Below are 23,413 nucleotides of genomic sequence, written 5' to 3'. Positions count from 1 at the left end.
GATCACGCAGTACCCGTCGGTTAACGACTGAATTTTCAGGAGTAAAACCACGAGCATGGACCCAGCAAATCGGCCATCAACGCCAACAGCCGACGATGATCTTCCTGGAACCCTGAGCAGGCGGTTTGGTGAAGAGGCGTTCATCCGTCAGGAAACCCGTACCGGCATGCCGGTACTCTGGGTGGATCAGCGCTGTCTGATTGACGTCCTCGGCTTTTTGCGGGATCTGCCTTCCCCTTTCAGCATGCTCTACGACCTGTCGGCCATCGACGAGCGCCTCAGAACCCACCGCAAAGACCTGCCCGAATCGGATTTCACGGTTTTCTACCACCTGCTTTCCATCGACCGGAACGCCGACCTTCTCCTGAAAGTCGCCCTGAGCGCGAACAGCCTTGTCCTGCCCAGCTGCATTTCTGTTTTCCCCAATGCCAACTGGTACGAGCGGGAAGTCTGGGACATGTTTGGCATTGAATTCAGTGGCCATCCCCACCTGGCGCGGATACTCATGCCGCCCACCTGGACCGGCCACCCTCTGCGCCGGGACTATCCTGCCAGGGCTACCGAATTCGATCCCTATTCCCTGACCGTGGCCGGCCAGGACAAAGAACAGGAGGCCATGAAATTCGACCCCGAAGCCTGGGGCATGAAGCGGGAGAGCAATGGCACCGAGTTCATGTTTCTCAACCTTGGGCCCAATCATCCCTCTGCCCACGGCGCCTTTCGCATTGTGCTCCAGCTGGACGGGGAGGAAATCATCGACTGCGTGCCGGACATAGGCTATCACCACCGGGGCGTGGAAAAGATGGCGGAGCGTCAGTCCTGGCACAGCTTCATTCCCTATACCGACCGGGTGGATTACACCGGCGGCGTCATGAACAACCTGCCCTATGTGCTGGCGGTGGAAAAGCTGGCCGGCATCCAGGTGCCGGAGCGGGTGGAGGTGGTCCGGGTGATGATGGCGGAGATATTCCGCATCAGCAGCCATTTGCTGTTTCTCGGCACCTATCTGCAGGATCTTGGGGCCATGTCCCCGGTCTTCTTTACTTTCACTGATCGCCAGAAAGCCTATGAGGTGATCGAGGGCATCACCGGCTTCCGAATGCATCCGGCCTGGTACCGCATTGGCGGCCTGATGCAGGACCTGCCCAGCGGCTGGGAGCAACTGGTTCAGCGTTTTCTGGACTGGATGCCCAAACGCCTGCGGGAATATGAAAAGGTAATGATGGAGAACGCCATTTTCCGGGAGCGGACGGTGGATATTGCGGGCTTCAATACCAGGGAGGCCCTGGAGTGGGGCGTTACCGGACCCAATCTCCGGGCGACAGGCTGCGATTTTGACCTGCGCAAAAAGCGGCCCTATTCCGGCTACGACCGGTTCGACTTTGAAGTTCCACTGGCAGCCAACGGCGACGTGTTTGACCGGGGGCAGATCCGCATCGAGGAAATGCGCCAGAGCCTGAGGATCATCCAGCAGTGCGTAAACAACATGCCGGCAGGACGCTACAAGGCCGATCATCCCCTGACCACGCCGCCGCCCCGGGAACAGATGCTGCAGCACATAGAGACCCTGATTACCCATTTCCTGCAGGTGTCCTGGGGGCCGGTGCTGGAGCCCAATGAATCCATGCAGATGATCGAGGCCACCAAGGGCATCAACAGCTATTACCTGACCAGCGACGGCAGCACCATGAGCTATCGGACCCGTATTCGCACACCGAGTTTCCCCCACCTCCAGCAGATTCCCTCACTGATGCGAGGTGGTTTTGTGCCGGATCTCATAGCCCATCTGGGCAGCATTGATTTTGTCATGGCGGACGTGGACCGATGAGCAACCAGCACAACACCACGACAGAAACAATCGCCAGTGACGGCGACGGGTTCGCACTGCATCCGGATGACCGGAAGGCCATCGAGCAGGAACTTGAACACTTCGAGCAGCCCCAGGCAGCCTGTATCGAGGCTCTGAAGATCGTCCAGCGTCGGGAAGGCTGGGTGCCGGATGGCGCCATTCCGGTCATTGGCGACGTGCTGGGTGTGGGGCCGGCCAGTGTAGAGGGGGTGGCCACCTTTTACAGCCTGATCTTCCGCCAGCCGGTTGGCCGGCATGTGATCCTGGTCTGTGACAGCAGCTCCTGCTTTCTCACCGGCTTCGAGCCACTGAGGGATGCTCTTGTTGAACACCTGGGCATAGGGTTTGGTCAGACCACACCGGACGACCGTTTCACCCTGCTCCCCGTGTGCTGTCTGGGCGCCTGCGACGGCGGACCGGCCATGATGATTGATGAAGATACCTACGGTCCCGTACTACCAGACGATATCGCCGGCCTGCTGGAGGACTATTCATGACCAGCCGTCGCGAAGCCCTGCGCTATCAGAGCCGCCTGCTGCAGAAATCCTCTGAGCGCAGTCAGGACACCCATCCGCTGACCTGGCGGCTGAATGACGATGGCCGGATTGTGGACCTGAAGGACTACCTGGCAAAGGACGGCTACCAGTCTGTCCGCAAAGTGCTCAATGAAAAAAGTCCACAGGAAGTCATTAGCGCCATGAAAGAGGCCAACGTCCGCGGCCGTGGCGGCGCGGGCTTTTCCGCCGGTCTCAAGTGGAGCCTGACCATGCAGGGGGATGGCATACCCCGCGGCTACCTCGTGTGCAATGCCGACGAGATGGAGCCGGGAACCTTCAAGGACCGCCTGCTCATGGAGCAGCAGCCGCACCTGCTGATTGAAGGCATGATTCTCGGAGCCTGGGCCAACAACTCGAAACTCGGTTACATCTTCCTGCGGGCCGAATATGTGGAGTCGGCAAGAGTGCTGAACCAGGCACTGAAAGAAGCCCGCGAGGCTGGCTGGCTTGGGAACAGCATCGCCGGCAGCGGCTTCGATTTCGACATCATCCTCCACACCGGCGCCGGCCGTTACATCTGCGGTGAAGAAACCGCTCTGCTCAATTCTCTCGAAGGCAAGCGCGCCAACCCCCGGGCCAAGCCGCCTTTCCCCGGCCAGTCCGGCGCCTGGGGCAAGCCCACGGTGGTGAACAACGTCGAAACCCTGTGCAATGCCCCGGCGGTGCTTCTGAACGGATCCGACTGGTACCAGGAACTTTCCGGGGACCGCACAGAGGACGGTGGCACCAAGCTCTATGGCGCCTCCGGTCTGGTCAACCGGCCCGGGCTCTGGGAACTGCCCATGGGAACCACCGGCCAGGAAATAATGGATCTCGCCGGCGGCATCCGCGGTGACCGCGGCCTCAAGGCCTGGCTGCCGGGTGGCGCCAGCACCGGCTTCCTGCTGCCGGAACACCTGGAGCTGCCGCTGGATTTTGACACTGTGGGAAAGGAGGGCAGCCGTCTCGGGACCGGCCTGATCACCGTGGTCACCGAAGACCAGAGCATGATCTCTGTGCTGCGCAATCTGGAGCAGTTCTTTGCCCGGGAGTCCTGCGGCTGGTGCACCCCCTGCCGGGATGGCCTGTCCTGGGCGGCGAAAATCCTGATGGCAATGGAGCAGGGCGAAGGACAGGAAGGGGATGTGGAGATGCTGGAGAAGCTCGCCGTCGACAACGGCCCCGGCCTGACCTTCTGCGCCCACGCCCCCGGCGCTGCCATGCCCATGGAAACGGCACTGAAACATTTTCGTAAGGAATTCGAGGACGGGGTGAATAAGCCCCGGGGCGTTGCCCATGCGGATCCGATTCCAGTGGGGGATATCTAAGAGGATCAAAGCAAGGGGCCAATACCCGGCATCAGCAACCAGGAGGGAGTAAGCCAACGTCATGGGGACGATTCATGTGGACGGCCAGACCTACGAGGTCAACGGCGCTGACAACCTGCTTCAGGCCTGCCTGTCACTGGGGCTGAATGTGCCCTATTTCTGCTGGCACCCGGCCATGGGCAGCGTCGGTGCCTGCCGCCAGTGCGCCGTGCGCCAGTACAAGGATGAGGACGACGACAGGGGCATGCTGGTCATGTCGTGCATGACCCCGGCCAAAGACGGCACCCGCATTGCCATCGAGGATGACGAAGCCCGGAAATTCCGCGCCAGCGTCATCGAATGGCTGATGATGCATCACCCCCACGACTGCCCGGTATGCGAGGAGGGCGGCCACTGCCACCTCCAGGACATGACCGTGATGACCGGCCATGACAGCCGCCGTTACCGTTTCCGCAAGCGCACCCACCGCAACCAGTATCTGGGCCCCTTTATCGCCCACGAGATGAACCGCTGCATCACCTGTTATCGGTGCACGCGCTTTTACAATGACTATGCCGGAGGCAAGGACCTGGGCGCATTCGGCGCCAACGACAACATCTATTTTGGCCGGCACCGGGAAGGGGTGCTGGAAAGCGAATTCGCCGGCAACCTCACCGAGGTCTGCCCCACAGGGGTGTTTACCGACCAGACCCATTCTGACCATTACACCCGCAAATGGGACCTGCAGTTTGCTCCCGGTATCTGCCATCAGTGCGGCGTCGGCTGTAATACAAGCCCCGGGGAGCGCTACGGCGAAATCCGCCGCATCGAGAACCGGTACAACGGTGAAGTGAATGGTTACTTCCTCTGTGACCGCGGCCGTTTCGGCTACGGCTACACCAACCGGGAAGACCGTCCACGTCAGCCCCTGTGGCGCTGCCGGCCAGGCGAAGAGGCGATTCCGCTCGGTGTGGATGCCGCCCTGGACCATGGGGGTGATGCCCTGCGCAGCGCCCGGAGGATCATTGGCATAGGCTCGCCCCGGGCCAGTCTGGAAAGCAATCACCAGCTCCGGCAACTGGTTGGTGAGGACAATTTCTCCACCGGGCTCACCGCCGTGAGCCAGGACTGCCTGCATCGCATGACCCGGCTCAATCGCACCTGTGGCCTGCCCACACCGACACTTCGGGATGTGGAATCCCACGATGCCATCCTGGTGCTGGGGGAAGACCTTATCCAGAGCGCAGCCAGGCTCGGACTTGCCGTTCGCCAGGCAGCACTGACAAGGCAAAGGGAACTGGCGGCCGGTATCGGCGTTCCTGGCTGGAATGCCGAGGCGGTCAAGACCATGGGCCAGGACCGCTACCACCCTGTGTTCATTGCCTGGCCGGGCTCAACCGGACTGGATGAAGTTACCGCAGCACGCCAGTTCCTGGCGTCGGCGGATATTGCCCGGCTTGGACATGCCATTGCCCACCGAATCGACCCGGCCGCGCCCGGCGTCGAGGGACTTGATAACGATATTGCGGAACAGGCACATGCGATCGCCGGAGCCCTGCTGGCTGCCAGCAGGCCACTGGTGATCAGTGGCAGCTCGCTGGACTCGCCAGACATTATCGAGGCCGCCGGAAATATCGCCCGGGCCCTCGCCCGTCGTGCCAGAGACGGCGGGCTACTGCTGGTTCGACCTGAGGCCAACAGCACCGGCATTGAAATGCTGGGCGGCCAACCCCTTGAATGGGCGCTGGAAGAGCTGGAAGGCCAGCACGCCGATGCGGTGATCGTGCTGGAAAACGACCTTTACCAACGCCTTGACCGGAAACGGGTGGATCATGCCCTGGACCAGGCAGAAACCCTGCTGGTTGTTGATCACCAGCATACGCCAACACTGGACCGGGCCACCCTGGCCCTGCCGGCAGCCAGTTTTGCCGAGGGCGACGGAACTCTGGTCAGCCTGGAAGGCAGAGCCCAGCGCTTCTTTCAGGTCTATGATCCCCGCTACATGCGACCGGAAACCCGGATCCACGAAAGCTGGCACTGGTTCCATGCCCTGACAGCCAGCCTGCACCGCGAGCCAGTGGCCAGCATCGCATTCGATGAGATCTCCCAGGACTGCGCCAGCAAAAATGCGGCCCTGACAGCCATGACCGGCGCGTCGCTGCCGGCGGACTTCCGGGTTGACGGACTCAGACTGGCCAGGGAGCCCCACAGGTACAGTGGCCGGACTTCCATGCGAGCCAATCAGGCTGTGGCAGAACCGCGGGTGCCCCAGGATCCGGACAGTCCCTTTGCTTTTTCCATGGAAGGCTACAGCGGCTACGACCGGCCCCGGCAACAGGTGCCCTTTGCGTGGGCACCTGGCTGGAATTCACCACAGGCGTGGAACAGGTTTACCGACGAAGTGGGTGGTCACTTACGTGGTGGCGACCCGGGCGCAAGGCTTCTTCACCCCGAACCGGGACATCATGACTATCACCGGGAGGTGCCGCCCAGGTTCGAGCCTGCCGCTGACAGGTGGCAGCTGGTGGTACTGCCACGGCTGTTCGGGGGTGAGGAAACCTCCAGCCGGGCCACCCCTATCCGGGAGCGGACCACCCCTGCCCAATTGACCCTCTCTCCCGGCGATGCCGACAGGCTCGGAGTGACCCGCGGCGAATACATGAGGGTTGCTGCCGAAAATACCCAGCTGACTCTGCCAGTGGTGATTCAGCAGAGCTGGCCGACCGGTCTGGTCGGTATTCCGGCGGGCATCGATCCTGCGCTGACCAATGGTCTTGAGATCATCCTGTCTGCCGCCCGGAATCAGCCGCCATTATCCGATCGAGAGGAGGTTCGCCCATGAGCTGGATTTCCGCCCAGTGGACCGCCAATCTGATCGCCATGGGCCAGGCCCTGGTCATTTTGCTTGGCGCCGTGCTGCTTGGGGCAGTGCTGACTGTGGTGGAACGACGACTGCTGGGTCTCTGGCAGGACCGCTACGGTCCCAACCGGGTAGGTCCCTTTGGCTCACTTCAACTGATCGCCGACATGATCAAGATCTTCTTCAAGGAAGACTGGATACCGCCCTTTGCCGACCGCGCCCTGTTCGTGCTGGCGCCCGGCATTGCCATGGCCTCCCTGCTGCTGGCTTTCCTGATCATTCCCATTACCCCCGGCTGGGGGGTGGCCGACCTTCACGTTGGTCTGCTGTTCTTCTTCGCCATGGCCGGCATCAATGTCTATGCGGTGCTGTTCGGCGGCTGGGCCAGCGCCAACAAATATGCCCTGATCGGCGCCCTGCGGGCCTCCGCCCAGACCCTGTCCTATGAGGTGTTCATGGGCCTGGCGGTGATGGGGGTGGTGGCCATCACCGGTTCCTTCAACATGCGGGACATAGTCGCCGCCCAGGAAGGCCTCTGGTTCGTGGTGCCCCAGTTTTTCGGCTTCTGCACCTTTCTGATTGCCGGCATCGCGGTGACGCACCGGCATCCGTTCGACCAGCCGGAAGCCGAACAGGAGCTGGCAGATGGCTACCACATCGAATACTCCAGCATGAAGTTCGGCATGTACTTCATAGGGGAATATGTGGGCATGGTGCTGGTCTCGGCGCTGATCGTCACGCTTTTCTTCGGTGGCTGGCACGGCCCCTGGCTGCCCCCCGTGCTCTGGTTTGCCATCAAGACCGGCGCCTTCCTGATGCTGTTCATCCTGCTCCGGGCGTCACTGCCGCGGCCGCGCTATGACCGGGTCATGAGTTTCGGCTGGAAGGTGTGCCTGCCGCTCACCCTGGTCAATCTGCTGGTTACCGGCGCCGTTGTCCTGATGGTGCCGGGATGAGGTATCCCAGTGCTTTTGATTCAGAAGGAGGTCTCACGTGCTGAAATGGGTAATAACCGGCACCTGGTCGCAGCTCCGGACCATGGGCATGATGCTGATGCACAGCTTCCGCAAGCGGGTCACGGTGAACTATCCGGAGGAAGAGGTTTACCTGCCACCCCGTTACCGGGGCCGCATCGTGCTGACCCGTGATCCGGACGGAGAGGAGCGCTGCGTGGCCTGCAACCTGTGCGCGGTAGCCTGCCCGGTGGACTGCATCTCCCTGCAGAAAGGCGAGCAGGAGGATGGCCGCTGGTATCCGGAGTTTTTCCGCATAAACTTTTCCCGCTGCATTTTCTGCGGGATGTGCGAAGAAGCCTGTCCCACCTCCGCCATCCAGCTCACGCCGGATTTCGAGATGGGCGAGTACAAACGCCAGGAACTGGTTTACGAAAAGGAAGACCTGCTGATCGACGGCCCCGGCAAAGATCACGACTACCACTTTTACAAAGTGGCGGGCATGGCCATTGGAGGCAAGGGCAAGGGCGAGGCCGCGAATGAGCAGAAGCCCATTGACATCAAGACCCTGCTGCCCTGATCCCTGGCAGCAGATGCGCATAAGGCAAGGAGACTGATCTGATGGAAATCGCCTTTTACCTCAGCGGACTGGTGTCCGTGGCGGCCACTCTGGGGGTGATCACCGGCACCAGCCCGGTCCACGCCGTGCTTTACCTGATCATCTCCCTGCTGGCAGTGGCGATGGTGTTTTTCTCCCTGGGAGCCCCTTTCGCCGGGATGCTGGAAATCATTGTGTATGCGGGCGCCATCATGGTCCTGTTTGTGTTCGTGGTGATGATGCTGAACCTTGGGGAAGAAACGAGAGCACAGGAGCGACAGTGGCTTCAGCCGGGTGTCTGGATCGGCCCGTCCATACTGTCGGCTATCCTTCTGGGGCTGCTGCTTGTCACCATGCTTGCTGGCGAAGCCGGACCGGTCATCCGGGGTGACCTTCTTACAGCCAAGTCAGTGGCAACCACCCTGTTCGGCCCCTGGCTGCTGGTGGTGGAACTGGCCGCCATGCTGCTGCTGGCCGCTCTGGTTACCGCTTCCCATGTGGGCCGGCTCGGCAGGCAAGGAGAATCCTCCGGCAACGGCCGTCATGTCAGCAAGGGAGGCGGCCGATGAACGGAATCCCCATGGAACACGGCCTGATACTTGCCGGCGTGCTCTTCGTTCTGGGTCTGGCCGGGCTGATGATTCGCCGCAACATGCTGTTCGTGCTGATGAGCCTGGAGGTCATGCTCAATTCCGCAGGGCTCGCTTTCATCGTAGCCGGCACAGCATGGGGTCAGCCGGAAGGCCAGGCCATGTTTGTGCTGGTCATCACCCTGGCAGCGGCCGAGGCCAGTGTTGGTCTGGCGCTGCTGATTCAGCTGTACCAGCGGTTCAGGACGCTGGACATAGACGCTGCCAGCCGGATGAGGGGATGACAGAGCCATGACCCAACTGCTGCCCCTGACTTTTCTGCTGCCACTGGCCGGAACCCTGATCCTGGCGCTCTCCCGGGGCGCTCTTGGCGTCCGCGCCAGCACCTGGGTGGGCGTCACCAGCGTCGGCCTGTCCGCCCTGGTCACGGCTCTGGTGATGGTGGAATTTCTGTCTGGAGACGGTAAGCCGGAGGCTGTAACCCTGTGGACCTGGATCTCGGTGGAGAATTTTCAGCCCTCCATCGGGCTTGCCCTGGACGGCCTGGCCCTGGTAATGATGGCAGTGATTACCGGCGTGGGCTTCCTGATTCATCTGTTCGCTGCCTGGTACATGGAGGGGGACGAAGGCTCTACCCGTTTCTACGCCTATATGAACCTCTTCGTGTTCAGCATGCTGTTACTGGTGCTGGGGGACAACCTGCTGCTGCTCTATCTGGGCTGGGAAGGTGTCGGCCTTTGCAGTTACCTCCTTATTGGCTATTACTACAAAAACTCCGCCAATGGTGCGGCGGCCTTCAAGGCCTTCCTGGTGACCCGTATCGGAGACGTGCTTCTGGCCATCGGCCTGTTTCTGATATTCCGGGAGCTGGGCACTCTCAACATCCGGGAAATTCTGACGCTGGCACCGGAGGCCTGGCAGCAGGGCAGCGCGACCGTTGAACTGGCTGCACTGTTGATTCTGGGGGGCGCCCTCGGCAAGTCCGCCCAGGTACCCCTGCATACCTGGCTGCCGGACGCCATGGCCGGCCCAACGCCCGTATCGGCGCTGATTCATGCCGCTACGATGGTCACTGCGGGTGTCTACCTGATTGCCAGGATGCACGGCATCTTTCTGCTGGCGCCGGACGTGCTCTATCTGGTCGGGGTGATTGGTGCCCTGACCCTGCTTATGGCAGCCTTCGCCGCACTGGCCCAGACCGACATCAAGCGGGTGCTGGCCTATTCCACCATGAGCCAGATCGGCTACATGTTTCTGGCCCTGGGTGTCGGCGCCTTTGATGCAGCAATTTTTCACCTGGTGACCCATGCCTTTTTCAAGGCACTGCTCTTTCTTTCCGCCGGCGCTGTGATCGTGAGTTGCCACCATGAACAGGACATGACCCGGCTGGGAGGACTCTGGCGCCGCCTGCCTCTGGCCTACGCCGGTTTCCTGGTCGGGGGTGCAGCTCTGGTGGCCCTGCCACTGGTGAGTGCCGGTTTTTACAGCAAGGACGAAATCCTCTGGCAGGCGCTTGCGGCAGATCAGACAGGATTGCTGGCCGCAGGCATGCTGGGCGCCTTCCTGACCGCCCTCTATACCCTGCGTCTGATTATCCGCACCTTCCACGGCAAGCCCGGTAGTGACAATGCCAGCAATGCCCGCGCTGGATCCGGAGTTGCCCACAATCTGCCGCTTCTGGTCCTGGCGGTGCTATCCACCTTCCTGGGAGCATGGATCTACCCGGGACTGAATGGCCTCTTTCCTCCGGGCCCGGGTGAGGCCACAGCGGCCGGTCACACCGCCCTTGAACTGGTTGCCAGCGCGGTGGTTCTGCTGGGCACAGGTCTTGGTGCCTGGCTCTTTCTCTATCGCCGGGCCTGGCTGGAAGCCCTCGTCCGGGACGGCTCCGGGGCGGCTCTCTGGTTTCTCTGGCACGATGCCTGGCGGTTTGACGCCCTGTTCGACCGGCTACTGGTCCGGCCATGGCTCACCACTGTGCGATGGCTGAGGAGTGATCTGGTTGACCGGCTGCTCCTGCTGTCCGGTTCCATCGCCATGCTTCTGAATGCCGGCCTGGTGCGAACCCAGACCGGCAGGCTGCGCAATTACACCGCTGCCATGGTGCTGGGTGCAGTGCTGATGCTGGCCGGTCTTGCCATCAGGGCAGGGGGTGGATCATGAACCCGGGGCCGGACAATATGCGACTCATTAGCAGGGAAATACACATGACTGATGTCCGACCAGGATCGGCAGGGAGTTTACCGGGAGCGGGAGGAGCTCGCCCATGATACTACTCTGGCTGATACTGATTCCCTTCCTCGGCGGCCTGCTGTGCTGGCTGGCCGAGCGCTGGGGCCAGCAGGCACCACGGTGGATTGCTCTTGCTACCATGCTGTTCGTGCTGGTGATAAGCGGGGGGCTGTGGCTGGCTGGCGATTTCACCCTGGCTGTTCCCGGCCCAGGCAGCGCCAGCAACTGGGAGGTAGAATGGCGGGTCCCCTGGATACCCAGGTTTGGTATCGAGCTCCATCTTGCGCTGGACGGCCTGTCCCTGGTACTTATTGCACTCACCGGCTTTCTCGGTGCGCTGGCGGTGCTCTGCTCCTGGCAGGAAATTGTTCACCGGGTGGGCTTTTTCCACCTGAACCTGCTGTGGATTCTCGGTGGTGTGGTAGGCGTGTTTCTCGCCATGGATCTGTTCCTGTTCTTCCTGTTCTGGGAAATGATGCTGGTACCCATGTATTTCCTGATTGCCCTCTGGGGACACAGCGGCTCAGAAGGCAGGACTCGCATCCGGGCAGCCACCAAGTTTTTTATCTACACCCAGGCCAGCGGTCTGCTGATGCTGGCGGCCATTCTGTCGCTCGTGTTCATGCACTACGGCAGCAGCGGCGAATTCTCCTTCAGCTACTATGCCCTGCGGGAAACCGAGCTGTCGGACACTGCGGCCATGTGGCTGATGCTGGGTTTTTTCGTCGCTTTCGCCGTCAAGCTGCCGGTGGTGCCCTTTCATGGCTGGCTTCCGGACGCCCATGCCCAGGCCCCGACCGCCGGCAGTGTGGATCTGGCGGGCATCCTGCTTAAAACCGCGGCCTATGGCATGCTGCGTTTTCTGCTGCCCTTGTTCCCGGAGGCCGCAGCGGACTTTGCCCCGATTGCCATGATCCTGGGTGTTGTTGGTATTTTCTACGGAGCGATCCTCGCCTGTGGCCAGAGGGACATCAAGCGGCTCATCGCCTATACCAGCATTTCCCACATGGGCTTTGTGCTGATTGCCATCTTCTCGGGCTCTGAACTGGCGCTTCAGGGGGCGGTGATCCTCATGCTGGCTCACGCCTTTTCGTCCGCTGGACTGTTCATCATCAGCGGGCAGATCTTTGAACGTCTGCATACCCGGGATATGAAGAATATGGGGGGCCTCTGGGGAAGACTGGAAAGCCTGCCGGGATTCACCCTGTGTTTTGTGGCCGCCTCGCTGGGCATGCCGGGAACCGCCAATTTCGTCGGCGAATTCATGATTCTGTTCGGAACCTTCCCCGGGGCACCGGTAATTGCCATCGTCGCCTCCGGTGGTCTTGTGCTGGCGGCCATCTATTCCCTGCTCTTGATGCAGCGGGTTCATTTTGGCCCCTCCCAGAGTGACAGGGCCCTTGTGGGGCTGGATCTTCGGGAATACGGCATGATGCTCAGCATTCTGGCTCTCGTGCTGCTGGTGGGGCTTTACCCCCAGCCAGTGCTGGATACCACGGGGAGTGTCATGGGGAGCATCGGCGAGCTGTTTGCCGAATCTGCCCCAACAGCAACGGCTGTGCAGGCGGGGGAGGTGAAATGACCCTGACTCCGACCCATCTTCTTGCCCTTACGCCAGTCATTATTGTCAGCATCACGGCGATAGTGGTGATGCTTGGCATAGCGTGGCGCCGGCACCATCTGGCCAGTGCCACTGTAACCGCGCTGGGCCTGAATCTGGCGCTGGTTTCCCTGCTGATCCCGGTGGGGATGGGCAATCTGGACACACCACTGCTCTCCATCGATGGCATCAGTGTGTTTGCCTCGGTCCTGATCCTGATCTCGGCCCTGGCCTGCAGCACCATGGCCCATGCCTACCTTGGCGGCTACTCTGGCCCGAAGGAGGAGTTTTATCTGCTGCTGCTGATCGGCACTGCCGGCGCCATGGTACTGGTGTCCAGCCGTCACCTGGCTTCCCTGTTCTTTGGCCTGGAAATGCTCTCCATGCCGCTTTACGGCATGCTGGCCTACAGCTTCCAGGAGCGACGGTCGCTGGAGTCGGGTATCAAATACCTGGTGCTGTCTGCTGCCGGGACCGCCTTCCTGCTGTTCGGCATGGCGCTTCTGTATGCCCAGACCGGGCATCTGGATTTCCCGGGGTTGACCTCCGGAGCAGGACAGGTCAGCGGTGTCCCGGGGCTGGTCGGCGTCGTGATGATGCTGGTAGGGCTGGGGTTCAAACTCTCCATCGTGCCTTTTCATCTCTGGACACCGGATGTCTATGAAGGCGGACCGGGGCCTGCCAACATCTTTCTGGCTTCAGTCAGCAAGCTTGCGGTCTTTGTGGTCCTGCTCCGGCTGATTCAGCAGGCGCCGGCATTCCGGGAAGAATGGGTCAGGGACCTGTTGCTGGTGCTGGCACTGGCCACCATGCTGGCGGGCAACCTGCTCGCCCTGCAGCAGCCAAACCTCAAGCGCCTGCTGGGTTATTCCTCCATTGCGCATTTTGGCTACCTGATGGTGGTGCTGGTGGTGGGCAATCAGCTGGCAATGGAAACCTCCGGCGTATATCTGGTCACCTATCTGGTGGCCACCCTGGCCGCATTCGGCGTGGTGACGCTGGTGTCCAGCCCCTGGGGCGGAGAGGACGCGGCCGGCCTGCACCACTATCGTGGCCTGTTCTGGCGACGCCCCTGGCTGGCTGCGGTGCTGACCGTCAGCATGCTGTCGCTGGCCGGAATACCCTTCACCGCCGGCTTTATCGGCAAGTTTTATATCCTCGCCCTGGCCGTGGACTCAGCCCAGTGGTGGCTGATGGGAGGTATTATCCTGGGGAGCGCCATCGGCCTATTCTACTACCTGAGGGTGATGGTAACCCTCTATCTGGTCGAGCCAGGCATGCGGCGGCGGGACGCAACCAATGACTGGGCCGTGCAGGCTGGCGGACTGGTGGTCACTGGACTGGCGATCCTGGTCATTGTGCTGGGACTGTATCCGGCGCCCATGATCGAGTGGACGGTTCAGCTCATGACAATCCCGCGCTGAACTTCACTGGTTTCGATCGGGTTGCGATCGGGTTGCGATCAGAGTCCGGATTCGTCGTATACTGGGGCCACGTTCATCTGCCGGGACAGCCATCAATGACCCGGCGTCACTGCGGGTTGCCTATGTCGAACACGAATACCGAAACACACACCCACAAGCCCAGGCCCTGGGTGGATCTGCTGATCAGCATTATCATTCCCTCTGCGATCCTCATGAAGCTGAGTGGCCCGGAATATCTGGGCCCGGCTGCAGCCCTGATTGTGGGGCTGGCCTTTCCCCTGAGCTGGGGCCTGTTTGAACTGGTGAGATACCGCAAATACAATTTCATTGCTGTACTGGGGATTATCAGTGTCGGACTTACCGGGGGGATTGGCCTGCTCTCGCTTGACGCCCAGTGGCTTGCGATCAAGGAAGCGGCCATACCCGCGATCATTGGTCTGGCGGTGCTGATCTCGACCCGAACCAGGTACCCGCTGGTAAAAACCCTGCTTTACAATCCGGCTGTGCTGAATGTGGACAAGATCCAGAAGAAGCTGGAAGAGGAGGGCACTGAAGATGTTTTTCAGGAGCGGCTGCTGAAAGCGACCTATTTTTTCGCCGGTACTTTCCTGTTTTCATCAATCATGAACTACATACTGGCAAAGTGGATCGTCACCAGCCCATCCGGCACCACTGCCTTCAATGAAGAGCTCGGCCGCATGACCCTGGTGAGCTATCCGATGATTGCCATTCCATCCATGATTATGATGATCGCCATCTTTTACTACCTCTGGCGCTCCATCCGGCGGCTGACCGGGTACAGCCTGGAGGAGGTACTTTCTTCCCAGGTGGAGCCCCAGCCCGGGCATTCCGACGAAACATCGCGCTAGCGCGGCACGTTATTAAGTTCAAGCCATTGAAAGATAAATAAAAAAAAGCGGCCGAAGCCGCTTTTTTTTATTGCCTGTCAGCTGTCACACATCCAGGTTGGCAACCCGCAGGGCATTGGCCTGGATAAAGTCACGCCTTGGCTCCACGTCGTCCCCCATCAGGGTGGTGAAGATCTGGTCGGCGCCAAAGGCGTCTTCGATCGTGACCTTCATCATGCGGCGGGTTTCCGGATCCATGGTGGTTTCCCAGAGCTGCTCCGGGTTCATTTCCCCCAGGCCCTTGTAACGCTGGATGTTGAGGCCTCTTGAAGCCTCCTTCATCAGCCACTCCAGGGCGCCAGCAAAGCTTAGAACCATCTGCTTGCGTTCGCCCCGCTGCACGTAGGCGCCTTCCTCGATCAGACCATCCAGAGTCTCCCCCATCCGGGCAATGGCAGCATAGGAAGACGACTCAAAGAAGTCGTGACTGAAAATGTGGGTGTGGGGAATGCCATGAACATAAATGACCACTTTGGGCAGATAAAGATTCCGTTCCGTGTCCTTTTCCACCGAGAAGGTGTACTTGGTGCCGGTGCGGGTATCTATGTTCAGCCCCTCGCCAAGACGCTCGACCCAGGCTGCAACCGCCTGCTCACTGGCCAGGTCTTCGGGCTTCAGGGTGACATTGCTCAGCATCTGCTCCAGCACCTTGGCCGGATAGGCCCGGGACAGACGATCGATCATTGCCATCACGGCCTGATAGTCCTTGACCATGGTCTCCAGCGCGGAGTCCTTGAGGGCCGGAGCATCAGCATTGACATAAAGCTGCGCGCCTTCGAGTGCTGTCTGGGTAAGGTAAGCTTCTTTCGCTTTCTCGTCCTTCAGATACTGCTCCTGCTTGCCACGCTTGACCTTGTAAAGGGGCGGCATGGCAATGAACACGTGTCCGCGCTCTATGATCTCGCGCATCTGGCGGAACAGAAAAGTAAGCAGAAGAGTCCGGATGTGGGAGCCGTCAACGTCCGCGTCCGTCATGATGATCAGGGAATGGTAGCGCAGCTTGTCCGCGTTGAACTCTTCCCGGCCAATGCCACAACCCAGGGCGGTAATCAGCGTGCCTACCTCCACTGAGGAAAGCATCTTGTCGAAGCGTGCCTTTTCGACGTTCAGGATCTTGCCCTTGAGGGGCAGTATGGCCTGGGTCTTGCGGTCCCGGCCCTGCTTGGCACTGCCACCGGCCGAGTCACCCTCCACTATGAATAGCTCTGAAAGGGCAGGATCCTTTTCCTGGCAATCCGCCAGTTTGCCGGGCAGGCCGGCGATGTCCAGCGCGCCCTTGCGGCGGGTCATGTCCCTTGCCTTGCGGGCAGCTTCACGGGCTCTCGCCGCTTCGATCATCTTGTTGACGATGAGGCGGGCTTCGTTGGGCTGTTCCTGCAGAAAATCCGCAAAAGCCTGATACAGTTCCTGTTCAACCGCCGTCTTCACTTCGGAAGACACCAGCTTGTCCTTGGTCTGCGAGGAGAATTTTGGGTCGGGTACCTTCACGCTGACAATGGCGGTCAGGCCTTCCCTTGCGTCGTCCCCGGAAGTGCTGACCTTGGCCTTCTTGCCGATGCCTTCGTGCTCGATGTAGTTGTTCAGGGAGCGGGTAAGGGCGGCACGGAAGCCGGCAAGGTGGGTGCCACCATCACGCTGGGGAATGTTGTTGGTGAAACAGTAGAGATTTTCCTGGAAGGCATCGTTCCACTGCATGGCGATCTCGACCGTAATGCCGTCATCGCGCTCTTTGATGAAATGGAAAACCCGATTGATGGGCGTCTTGTTGGCATTGAGATGCTCGACGAATGCTCGCAGGCCGCCCTCGTACTCAAAGATGTCTTCCTTGCCGCTGCGCTCATCCTGCAGGCGTATGCGCACACCGCTGTTCAGAAAGGCCAGTTCCCGCAGGCGCTTGGCGAGGATGTCGTAATGAAACTCAATGTGGGTGAAGGTTTCCGGCGAGGGGATAAAGTGAACATCGGTGCCGCTACGGTCTGTGTCTCCCACCTCGGAAAGAGGCGTATTGGGTACCCCGTGAGTGTAGCTCTGCTCGTAAACCTTGTTCTCGCGACGGATGGTGAGCTTCAGTTTTGCCGAGAGGGCATTGACCACGGAAACCCCGACGCCGTGGAGACCACCGGACACCTTGTAGCTGTTCTCGTCAAATTTCCCGCCGGCGTGCAGGATTGTCATGATGACCTGCGCCGCAGACACACCTTCCTCTTCGTGGATATCGACGGGAATCCCGCGCCCGTTGTCCCGGACGGTGACCGACTCGTCGGCGTGAATAACCACCCCGATCTCGGAGCAGTGGCCAGCCAGGGCTTCGTCAATGGAGTTATCCACCAGCTCAAATACCATGTGGTGGAGGCCGGTGCCGTCGTCGGTGTCACCGATATACATGCCGGGCCGTTTGCGAACCGCATCCAGGCCTTTCAGCACTTTGATGTTGGAGGAGGTATAAGTCGATGTTGTCATTCAGACGCTCCTGAAGCGCTAAGTCATTCTTCCGTCAGTCCGCCATGTTCCACGTGGAACACCTTGAACTCGGGCATTGTCTTCCGCCACAGCGACTCGGGCTGCGGCCGTTCAATCGACGTCATGAACACCTGACATCGGAGTTCATGAAGTTTCTGGGCCAGCATGGAGCGGTGTTCGCTATCCAGCTCGGCGTTTATATCGTCCAGCAGAAAGGTTACCTGTTTCCCCAGCCTGCCCAGGACTATCCCCTGGGCAATCTTCATGAGGATCACAAGGGTCTTCTGCTGACCCCTTGAAAAGGTCTCGGCCACAGGCCGCCCCTGATAGCGAAGACGTAGGTCCGCCCGGTTGGGGCCGTAGAGAGTGTGGCCCATCCGCTGTTCCTGTTCCCTGTGGGCCTGGAGAATTTCCACCAGAGGCTGGCTGGAATCCCAGCCCGGATAGAAATCAATCGCCATGCCACTCAGCCAGGGTGCGTTGACCTCCTCTACAAGCGCACTGAATGCGTCCCGGAAGAGTTCAAAGGCAGCCTTGCGTGCTTCGGTCACCTGACCGGAAAGCGCTGCATACTGCAGGTCCCACACCCGTATAAGCGAGTCGTCCATTCTACCATTTCTGAGGGTCTTATTGCGCTGTGATGTGACTCTTTGACACTGTTGCCAGATGGATCCGAAGGAAGGTTCCACGTGGAACACTGCCCAGTCCAGGAATTGCCGGCGCTTGCCCGGCCCCCCGGCAACAATATCAAATACGCCGGGGTCAATGACCGAGACCGGGAGTTGCCGCGCCAGAGAAGAAAGACTCCTGACCGATTCTCCGTCCACCCTCAGGTGGGTCTCCTTCGCGGCGATGTCCCGGGAAATACCAACTCTGTGAACAACCTGGCCTTCATCGCTGCCTGGCCTCGCGCCATCAACCAGCCCGGCATCCAGGCCGCCGAAAACCACGAAGCGGTCCGAGCCGTGCGCACATACCGCCTGATGCCGGCTCACTCTGAAAGAACGCCCAAGGCCGAGATATCCTATCGCCTCAAGGAAGCTGCTCTTGCCGCTGCCGTTTTCGCCGTACAGAAGGTTCATGATAGGGGAGAAGGAAACAGGCGCGTCATCAAGATTGCGGAAGTTTTCCGTTTTCAGTTTTACCAGCGCCATAAAAGGAGAGTTCTCAAACCAGTCCGGTCACGTCTGTGGAATCGGAAAAAGCCAGCCCCGGGAGCGGGTTGGTCAGGATACCAGTGTACAGGAGAGCAGTGCGGATTGGGCAGTGCGGGGCCTGGGTGGACAGGGCGCCGCGGTTCTTCTGCCGGGCCGCGCGCGTAGAGACGGCAGCCCGGCAAGCAAGTAAGCCTCAGTGCAGCATATTCAGCCGTTCATCCATGAACACGTCCATTTCCGGCGCCAGAATATGAACGTATCGGTCAAAGTAAAGGAACTGCTTGAGCAGAAGGGCAAATTCCCGGGGGAAATGCAGGCCGTGACCTTCACCGATTTTCACCATGTCCATGAGAATGTTGTTAACGTCATCCTCTGCCTGATCCGCCTGATAGGGAATTTCGTCCGGCACCATCCGGTCCATCCGCCGGTAAAGATTGCGCAGATCTTCGGCCAGAGCGTCAACAGAGACAGACTCGCGGGTTATGCCTATACGGATCATTGCATCGGCCATCCCTTCAAAGTTGCCCACCATCACCGCAGAAATGAAATCGGAAACTGCCGCCCAGGTATCCGGACGTATTCTCCCGACAATTCCAAAATCAATAAAACCCACCCGACCATCCCTGAGCACCATCAGGTTGCCGGCATGCACATCTGCATGGAAAAACTCGCACTGGGTCAGACTGGCAAACCAGGTGTTCATGGCGGTGATCAGTGTGCGCTCCGGGTCTTTCGCGTAACCCCGAATGCTCTCCAGGTCTGTCAGGGGCACACCGTGAAACCGCTCCATGGTCAGGATCCGCCTGGTGCTGCAGTTTTCATAGACCAGAGGAGCCGTCGCGTCATCATTGTGGGTTTCATTGAGAAAATTTCGGAATACCTTGAGATTGTTGGCTTCCTTTATAAAGTCACACTCTTCCATCATGGTGCGCTGGATTTCTTCCACGATACCGGAGAGGGAAGTCCATGAAAGCTTTGGGGCCAGGGTCTCAAGTATCCGGGCGGACAGATACAGAAAATTGAGGTCAGTCAGCAGAATGTTTTCCACCCCTGGCTTTTGTACCTTGATTACCACATCTTCACCGGTAAGCAGCCTGGCCGCATGAACCTGGGCAATGGACGCAGAGGCGAGGGGAATCGGATCTATTTCGGCGTACACCTCTTCGATCGGCCGACCCAGCTCCTGGCGGATGATCCGCTTCATCACCCCAAACGGAAGGCTGGGCGTCCGGTCCAGACAACCCTGGAACTCCTCAACGTATTCCTTGGGGAAAAACGTCGGGGAGCTCGCGATGAACTGGCCCAGCTTTATGTAGGTTGCACCCAGGGATTCAAAGGTCTCCCTCAGCAGCCTCGGGACCGGAGGTCGGTCGCCGAATGCCCAGTTGACACCGGCACGCCCCAGGACAGAGGCCGTCTGGCCAATCCTGAATGCGCCCTTCAAACCGTTGCTCACCGACCCCATAACCATACTCACGCTCCTTTGTCCTTTCATTAAAACCTCACGGTCATTCCAGCTCTGGCATCCATGCCCACCCGGCATAGCCAAATGCGAAGCTTTACAGTCGCATCGGCATGACCACATAGAGGCAACTGCTGTCAGTCTGCGACTCAATCAGTGCGCTGCTATTGGGATTGGCAAGAGTCAGCTTCACCTGGTCATCATCAAGTGCATTCAGGACATCCACCAGATAGCCTACATTAAAACCAATCTGCAGGGATTCGCCCTGGTACTCCACCGGCAGCGCATCTTCGGCCTGTTCCTGATCCGGATTATTGGCAAACACCTGAAGCTCGTTGGGTGCCAGGTTAAGCCGGACACCACGGATGTTTTCGTGGGAAAGAATACCGGCCCTCTGAAGGGTGTTCTTCAGCGTTGTCCTGTCGGCAAGCACGACCTTGTCGCCGCCCCGGGGAATAACCCGGTTGTAATCTGGAAATTTGCCTTCAATCAGCTTTGAGGTAAAGGTATAGGCACCCACCGTTGCCCGCAGATGGTTGTCGCCGATCACCAGGGTTACGGGCGTCTGCACGTCTCCCAGCAGCCTGGCAAGCTCCAGCACACCCTTGCGGGGCACAATCACCTGCCGGGGATCGGGGCAGCCGGTCTGCAGATCAAGATGGGACATCGCCAGACGGTGACCGTCGGTTGCCACGGTTCTAACGTGATCCTTGTCCACTTCCAGCAGCAGCCCATTCAGGTAATAGCGGACATCCTGCTGAGCCATGGCAAAGGCCGTGGCGTCCAGCATTCTCGCCAGTTCTCCCTGGGGCAGTTCCAGCCGGAAGCTCTCGGGCTCGTCTTCCACATTGGGAAAATGCTCAGCGGGCAGGGTGGACAGCGTAAAATGACTGGCACCACAACGCAGGTGCAGGCGATCCCCCTCCAGCGCAAGCTCAATTGGCGACTCTTCCCCCAGCGCCCGACAGATGTCCGACAGTTTCCGGGCTGGCACGGTAATCCGCCCCGGCTGGTCCACGTGAACCGGAGTCACCCGGCCCACAAGTTCCACTTCCATGTTGGTACCGGTCAGCGTAAGGGTATTATCCTCGGCTACCAGCAGCACATTGGACAGCACCGGCATGGTCTGTTTCCGTTCCACCACTCCTGCAATGGACTGCAGAGGCGTTAACAGGGATTCTCGGCTGATCGTCAGTTTCATGGCACTCAGCATTCTTATTGAGTTGATATTGACCGGCTGCGACTGGGCTCCATTCAGGATGTCAGCAACCGCATGAAATTCTGGTAGTCCTCCCGGATACTGGGATCCGTTTCCTGCAGCTCCACGATCTTCCTGCAGGCATGGAGAACCGTAGTGTGATCGCGTCCGCCGAACGCATCACCTATCTCGGGGAGGCTGTGATTGGTCAGAGCCTTGGACAGTGACATGGCTACCTGCCGTGGGCGGGTAACCACCCGGGTGCGACGCTTCGACAGCAGGTCCGCCACCTTGATCTTGTAATACTCAGCCACCGTACGCTGGATGTTGTCGATACTTACCTGCTTTTCGTGCAGCGCCAACAGGTCCTTGAGGCTTTCCCTGATGAAGGGAGGGGTGATCTCGGAGCCGGTGAAGTGAGCATTCGCTATCACCAGGCGCAGCGCCCCTTCGAGCTCGCGTACGTTAGAGCGAATTTTCTGGGCAATGAAAAAAGCCGCCTCGCTACTGAGCCTTACGTTTACCTGCTCCGCCTTCTTCATCAGGATTGCCACCCTGGTTTCCAGTTCCGGCGGCTCAACCATGACTGTCAGCCCCCACCCAAAACGGGACTTGAGACGCTCTTCCATATCCACAATCTCTTTGGGGAAACGGTCACAGGTTACGATAACCTGCTGACCACCCTCGAGCAGGGCGTTGAAGGTATGGAAGAATTCCTCCTGGGAGCGCTCCTTGCGGGCGAAAAACTGGATATCATCGATCAGAAGGGCATCCACTGACCGGTAATAGCGCTTGAACTCACTGATTGCGTTCAGCTGCAGAGCCTTGACCATGTCCGCCACAAACCGCTCGGACCGCAGATAAGCCACCTTGGCCCCGGGCTTCCGCCGCACGATTTCATTGCCTATGGCATGCATCAGGTGGGTCTTGCCCAGGCCAACCCCACCATAAAGAAAAAGCGGATTATAGGAACCGCCGGGGTTTTCAGCCACCTGCATGGAAGCCGCCCGGGCCAGCTGGTTGGATTTGCCTTCCACAAACGTATCAAAAGTGAACCCCTCATTGAGAAAGCTCTGATGCTTGATGCCACCTTCCACCTGAACGGCCCGCCGATTGCTCTGGCCCCCCACCTGAAAAGAACGGTCAGCCGAACTTGCGGCTATTCCCTGTTCCTCGGCGTTCACATCCCCGCCTTCCTCCGGAGCCGAGGTCACAGGCGTTCTGGACACTGCAACCAGCCCCTCTTTCGGTGCCGAACCCACCTTCATGCTCACCCTTGGTGCCCGCCCACCCTCAAGATCCTTGAGTACCTCTTCGATACGACGAAGGTACTTTTCATTCACCCAGTCCATGACAAACCGGTTGGGAGCGAACAGCATCAGCTGCCCGTCCCTGATATCGGACTGAAGCGGTCTTAACCAGGTATTGAACTGCTGGGCGGGAAACTCATCCCTGAGCACTTCAAGACATTGATGCCAGATTTTCTGCGGCACGACAGCCTGCCTCCAATGCTGTAGGGAAATATCCTCTGGGTCCGGCGATTACGGAATCCTGATACTTGAGGTGAGGGTGAATTCTACTCCTGGACACCCCCAAGTAAAAGCCCCGAAGCAATTTAATAAACAGCCTGTGGAAAGTATTTACTTTTTGTTTCAATCTATTACCGACTTACCTACAGGGTTGTGTACAGAAATTAGCTGATTTCAGATTATCCACAGGGCCCTGTGGAGGGTCGGCTCCCAACCCGGTGCATAACCACTGTACAACATCTGGATAACTCACTCGATCTGACCCGGACCAGGTTATCCACAAACCGTCAGCCGGTTGTCCACAGCTCCCAGACCGGGTAGCACACCGGGTTGTCATTCTCCCAACCCCGTTGAATTAATGCAGAATTTCAGGGTTAACCACAGAAAATCGCCTGTGTAATAACAGTAGTAGTAGAAAAGACTTAAAAGAACTAAAAAACCTAAAGATGTTATTACCAGACGCAAACCGCCGCACCTGAGCACCCATTTCCCGCACCCTCACATACCCATTGAATTACCCGTCCACATTGACTAGAATGCCGCTCCTGTTTCGCTGTTCAATTCGCAGCCAATATCCGAACATAAATTCCGTTACGTGAGAGCATCATCATGAAAAGAACGTTTCAACCCAGCGTCCTGAAGCGTAAGCGTGTTCACGGCTTCCGTGCCCGCATGGCAACAGCCAACGGTCGCAAGGTACTTGCCCGCCGTCGTGCCAAAGGACGTGTACGCCTGTCAGCCTGATTGCGA

The 23,413-nt window shown here is 59.3% G+C and carries 18 protein-coding genes; 13 read left to right on the top strand and 5 right to left on the bottom strand.

From position 1 onward, the window contains the following. Positions 1-55: 55 nt before the first annotated feature. The 12 genes from nuoC to LG327_RS04275 all read left to right on the top strand — a co-directional run bounded on the left by nuoC (position 56) and on the right by LG327_RS04275 (position 14,818). Positions 56-1,828: an NADH-quinone oxidoreductase subunit C/D gene (gene nuoC, locus LG327_RS04330; protein WP_404366267.1), complete on the top strand. Its 1,773-nt coding sequence runs from the start codon at positions 56-58 to the stop codon at positions 1,826-1,828. After that, positions 1,825-2,346, top strand: coding sequence for an NADH-quinone oxidoreductase subunit NuoE (nuoE, locus tag LG327_RS04325; RefSeq protein ID WP_404366264.1), 522 nt, complete (start codon positions 1,825-1,827; stop codon positions 2,344-2,346). The genes nuoC and nuoE overlap by 4 nt, the downstream gene beginning before the upstream one ends. After that, positions 2,343-3,713, top strand: coding sequence for an NADH-quinone oxidoreductase subunit NuoF (gene nuoF / locus LG327_RS04320; protein WP_404366261.1), 1,371 nt, complete (start codon positions 2,343-2,345; stop codon positions 3,711-3,713). Before nuoE ends, nuoF begins: the two co-directional genes overlap by 4 nt. 61 nt (positions 3,714-3,774) lie before the next feature. Then, positions 3,775-6,534, top strand: coding sequence for an NADH-quinone oxidoreductase subunit NuoG (gene nuoG / locus LG327_RS04315; protein WP_404366258.1), 2,760 nt, complete (start codon positions 3,775-3,777; stop codon positions 6,532-6,534). Next, positions 6,531-7,508: an NADH-quinone oxidoreductase subunit NuoH gene (nuoH, locus tag LG327_RS04310; RefSeq protein WP_404366255.1), complete on the top strand. Its 978-nt coding sequence runs from the start codon at positions 6,531-6,533 to the stop codon at positions 7,506-7,508. The genes nuoG and nuoH overlap by 4 nt, the downstream gene beginning before the upstream one ends. Positions 7,509-7,590: 82 nt before the next feature. Continuing rightward, positions 7,591-8,085, top strand: a complete 495-nt coding sequence (gene nuoI / locus LG327_RS04305) for an NADH-quinone oxidoreductase subunit NuoI (protein ID WP_404369213.1) — start codon at positions 7,591-7,593, stop codon at positions 8,083-8,085. A gap of 41 nt (positions 8,086-8,126) precedes the next feature. Next, complete coding sequence (gene nuoJ, locus LG327_RS04300) at positions 8,127-8,672, top strand: NADH-quinone oxidoreductase subunit J (protein ID WP_404366253.1); 546 nt, start codon at positions 8,127-8,129, stop codon at positions 8,670-8,672. Beyond that, complete coding sequence (gene nuoK / locus LG327_RS04295; RefSeq protein ID WP_404366250.1) at positions 8,669-8,977, top strand: NADH-quinone oxidoreductase subunit NuoK; 309 nt, start codon at positions 8,669-8,671, stop codon at positions 8,975-8,977. The genes nuoJ and nuoK overlap by 4 nt, the downstream gene beginning before the upstream one ends. Before the next feature lie 7 nt (positions 8,978-8,984). Further along, the gene (gene nuoL, locus LG327_RS04290) at positions 8,985-10,856 is read left to right on the top strand and encodes an NADH-quinone oxidoreductase subunit L (RefSeq protein WP_404366248.1); all 1,872 of its coding nucleotides are present in this window, start codon (positions 8,985-8,987) and stop codon (positions 10,854-10,856) included. Positions 10,857-10,959: 103 nt separating this feature from the next. Next, positions 10,960-12,507 (top strand): NADH-quinone oxidoreductase subunit M, encoded by a 1,548-nt coding sequence (gene nuoM, locus LG327_RS04285; RefSeq protein ID WP_404366245.1) that lies wholly within the window; start codon positions 10,960-10,962, stop codon positions 12,505-12,507. Beyond that, a complete protein-coding gene (nuoN, locus tag LG327_RS04280; protein ID WP_404366242.1) occupies positions 12,504-13,949 on the top strand; it encodes an NADH-quinone oxidoreductase subunit NuoN in 1,446 nt (481 codons plus the stop codon). The genes nuoM and nuoN overlap by 4 nt, the downstream gene beginning before the upstream one ends. A 122-nt stretch (positions 13,950-14,071) precedes the next feature. Further along, positions 14,072-14,818 (top strand): VC0807 family protein, encoded by a 747-nt coding sequence (locus LG327_RS04275; protein ID WP_404366239.1) that lies wholly within the window; start codon positions 14,072-14,074, stop codon positions 14,816-14,818. Positions 14,819-14,902: 84 nt separating this feature from the next. Here LG327_RS04275 and gyrB read toward each other — a convergent pair whose 3' ends face one another. The 5 genes from gyrB to dnaA all read right to left on the bottom strand — a co-directional run bounded on the left by gyrB (position 14,903) and on the right by dnaA (position 22,627). Beyond that, complete coding sequence (gene gyrB, locus LG327_RS04270; protein ID WP_404366236.1) at positions 14,903-17,317, bottom strand: DNA topoisomerase (ATP-hydrolyzing) subunit B; 2,415 nt, start codon at positions 17,315-17,317, stop codon at positions 14,903-14,905. Between the two features lie 23 nt (positions 17,318-17,340). Next, a complete protein-coding gene (gene recF, locus LG327_RS04265) occupies positions 17,341-18,471 on the bottom strand; it encodes a DNA replication/repair protein RecF (RefSeq protein WP_404366233.1) in 1,131 nt (376 codons plus the stop codon). Positions 18,472-18,667: 196 nt separating this feature from the next. After that, positions 18,668-19,939 (bottom strand): ABC1 kinase family protein, encoded by a 1,272-nt coding sequence (locus tag LG327_RS04260; RefSeq protein ID WP_404369209.1) that lies wholly within the window; start codon positions 19,937-19,939, stop codon positions 18,668-18,670. 94 nt (positions 19,940-20,033) lie between these two features. Then, a complete protein-coding gene (dnaN, locus tag LG327_RS04255) occupies positions 20,034-21,137 on the bottom strand; it encodes a DNA polymerase III subunit beta (protein ID WP_404366230.1) in 1,104 nt (367 codons plus the stop codon). A gap of 53 nt (positions 21,138-21,190) precedes the next feature. After that, complete coding sequence (gene dnaA, locus LG327_RS04250) at positions 21,191-22,627, bottom strand: chromosomal replication initiator protein DnaA (protein ID WP_404366227.1); 1,437 nt, start codon at positions 22,625-22,627, stop codon at positions 21,191-21,193. A gap of 645 nt (positions 22,628-23,272) precedes the next feature. Between dnaA and rpmH the strand changes: the two genes are divergently transcribed. Next, the gene (gene rpmH, locus LG327_RS04245) at positions 23,273-23,407 is read left to right on the top strand and encodes a 50S ribosomal protein L34 (RefSeq protein ID WP_404366224.1); all 135 of its coding nucleotides are present in this window, start codon (positions 23,273-23,275) and stop codon (positions 23,405-23,407) included. Positions 23,408-23,413 lie beyond the last annotated feature (6 nt).

Origin of the sequence: Marinobacter sp., assembly GCF_044799475.1 — a bacterium.
Lineage (GTDB): Bacteria > Pseudomonadota > Gammaproteobacteria > Pseudomonadales > Oleiphilaceae > Marinobacter.
Note: the sequence above shows the minus strand (reverse complement) of the source record. Positions and strands in the feature narration are given on the sequence as shown.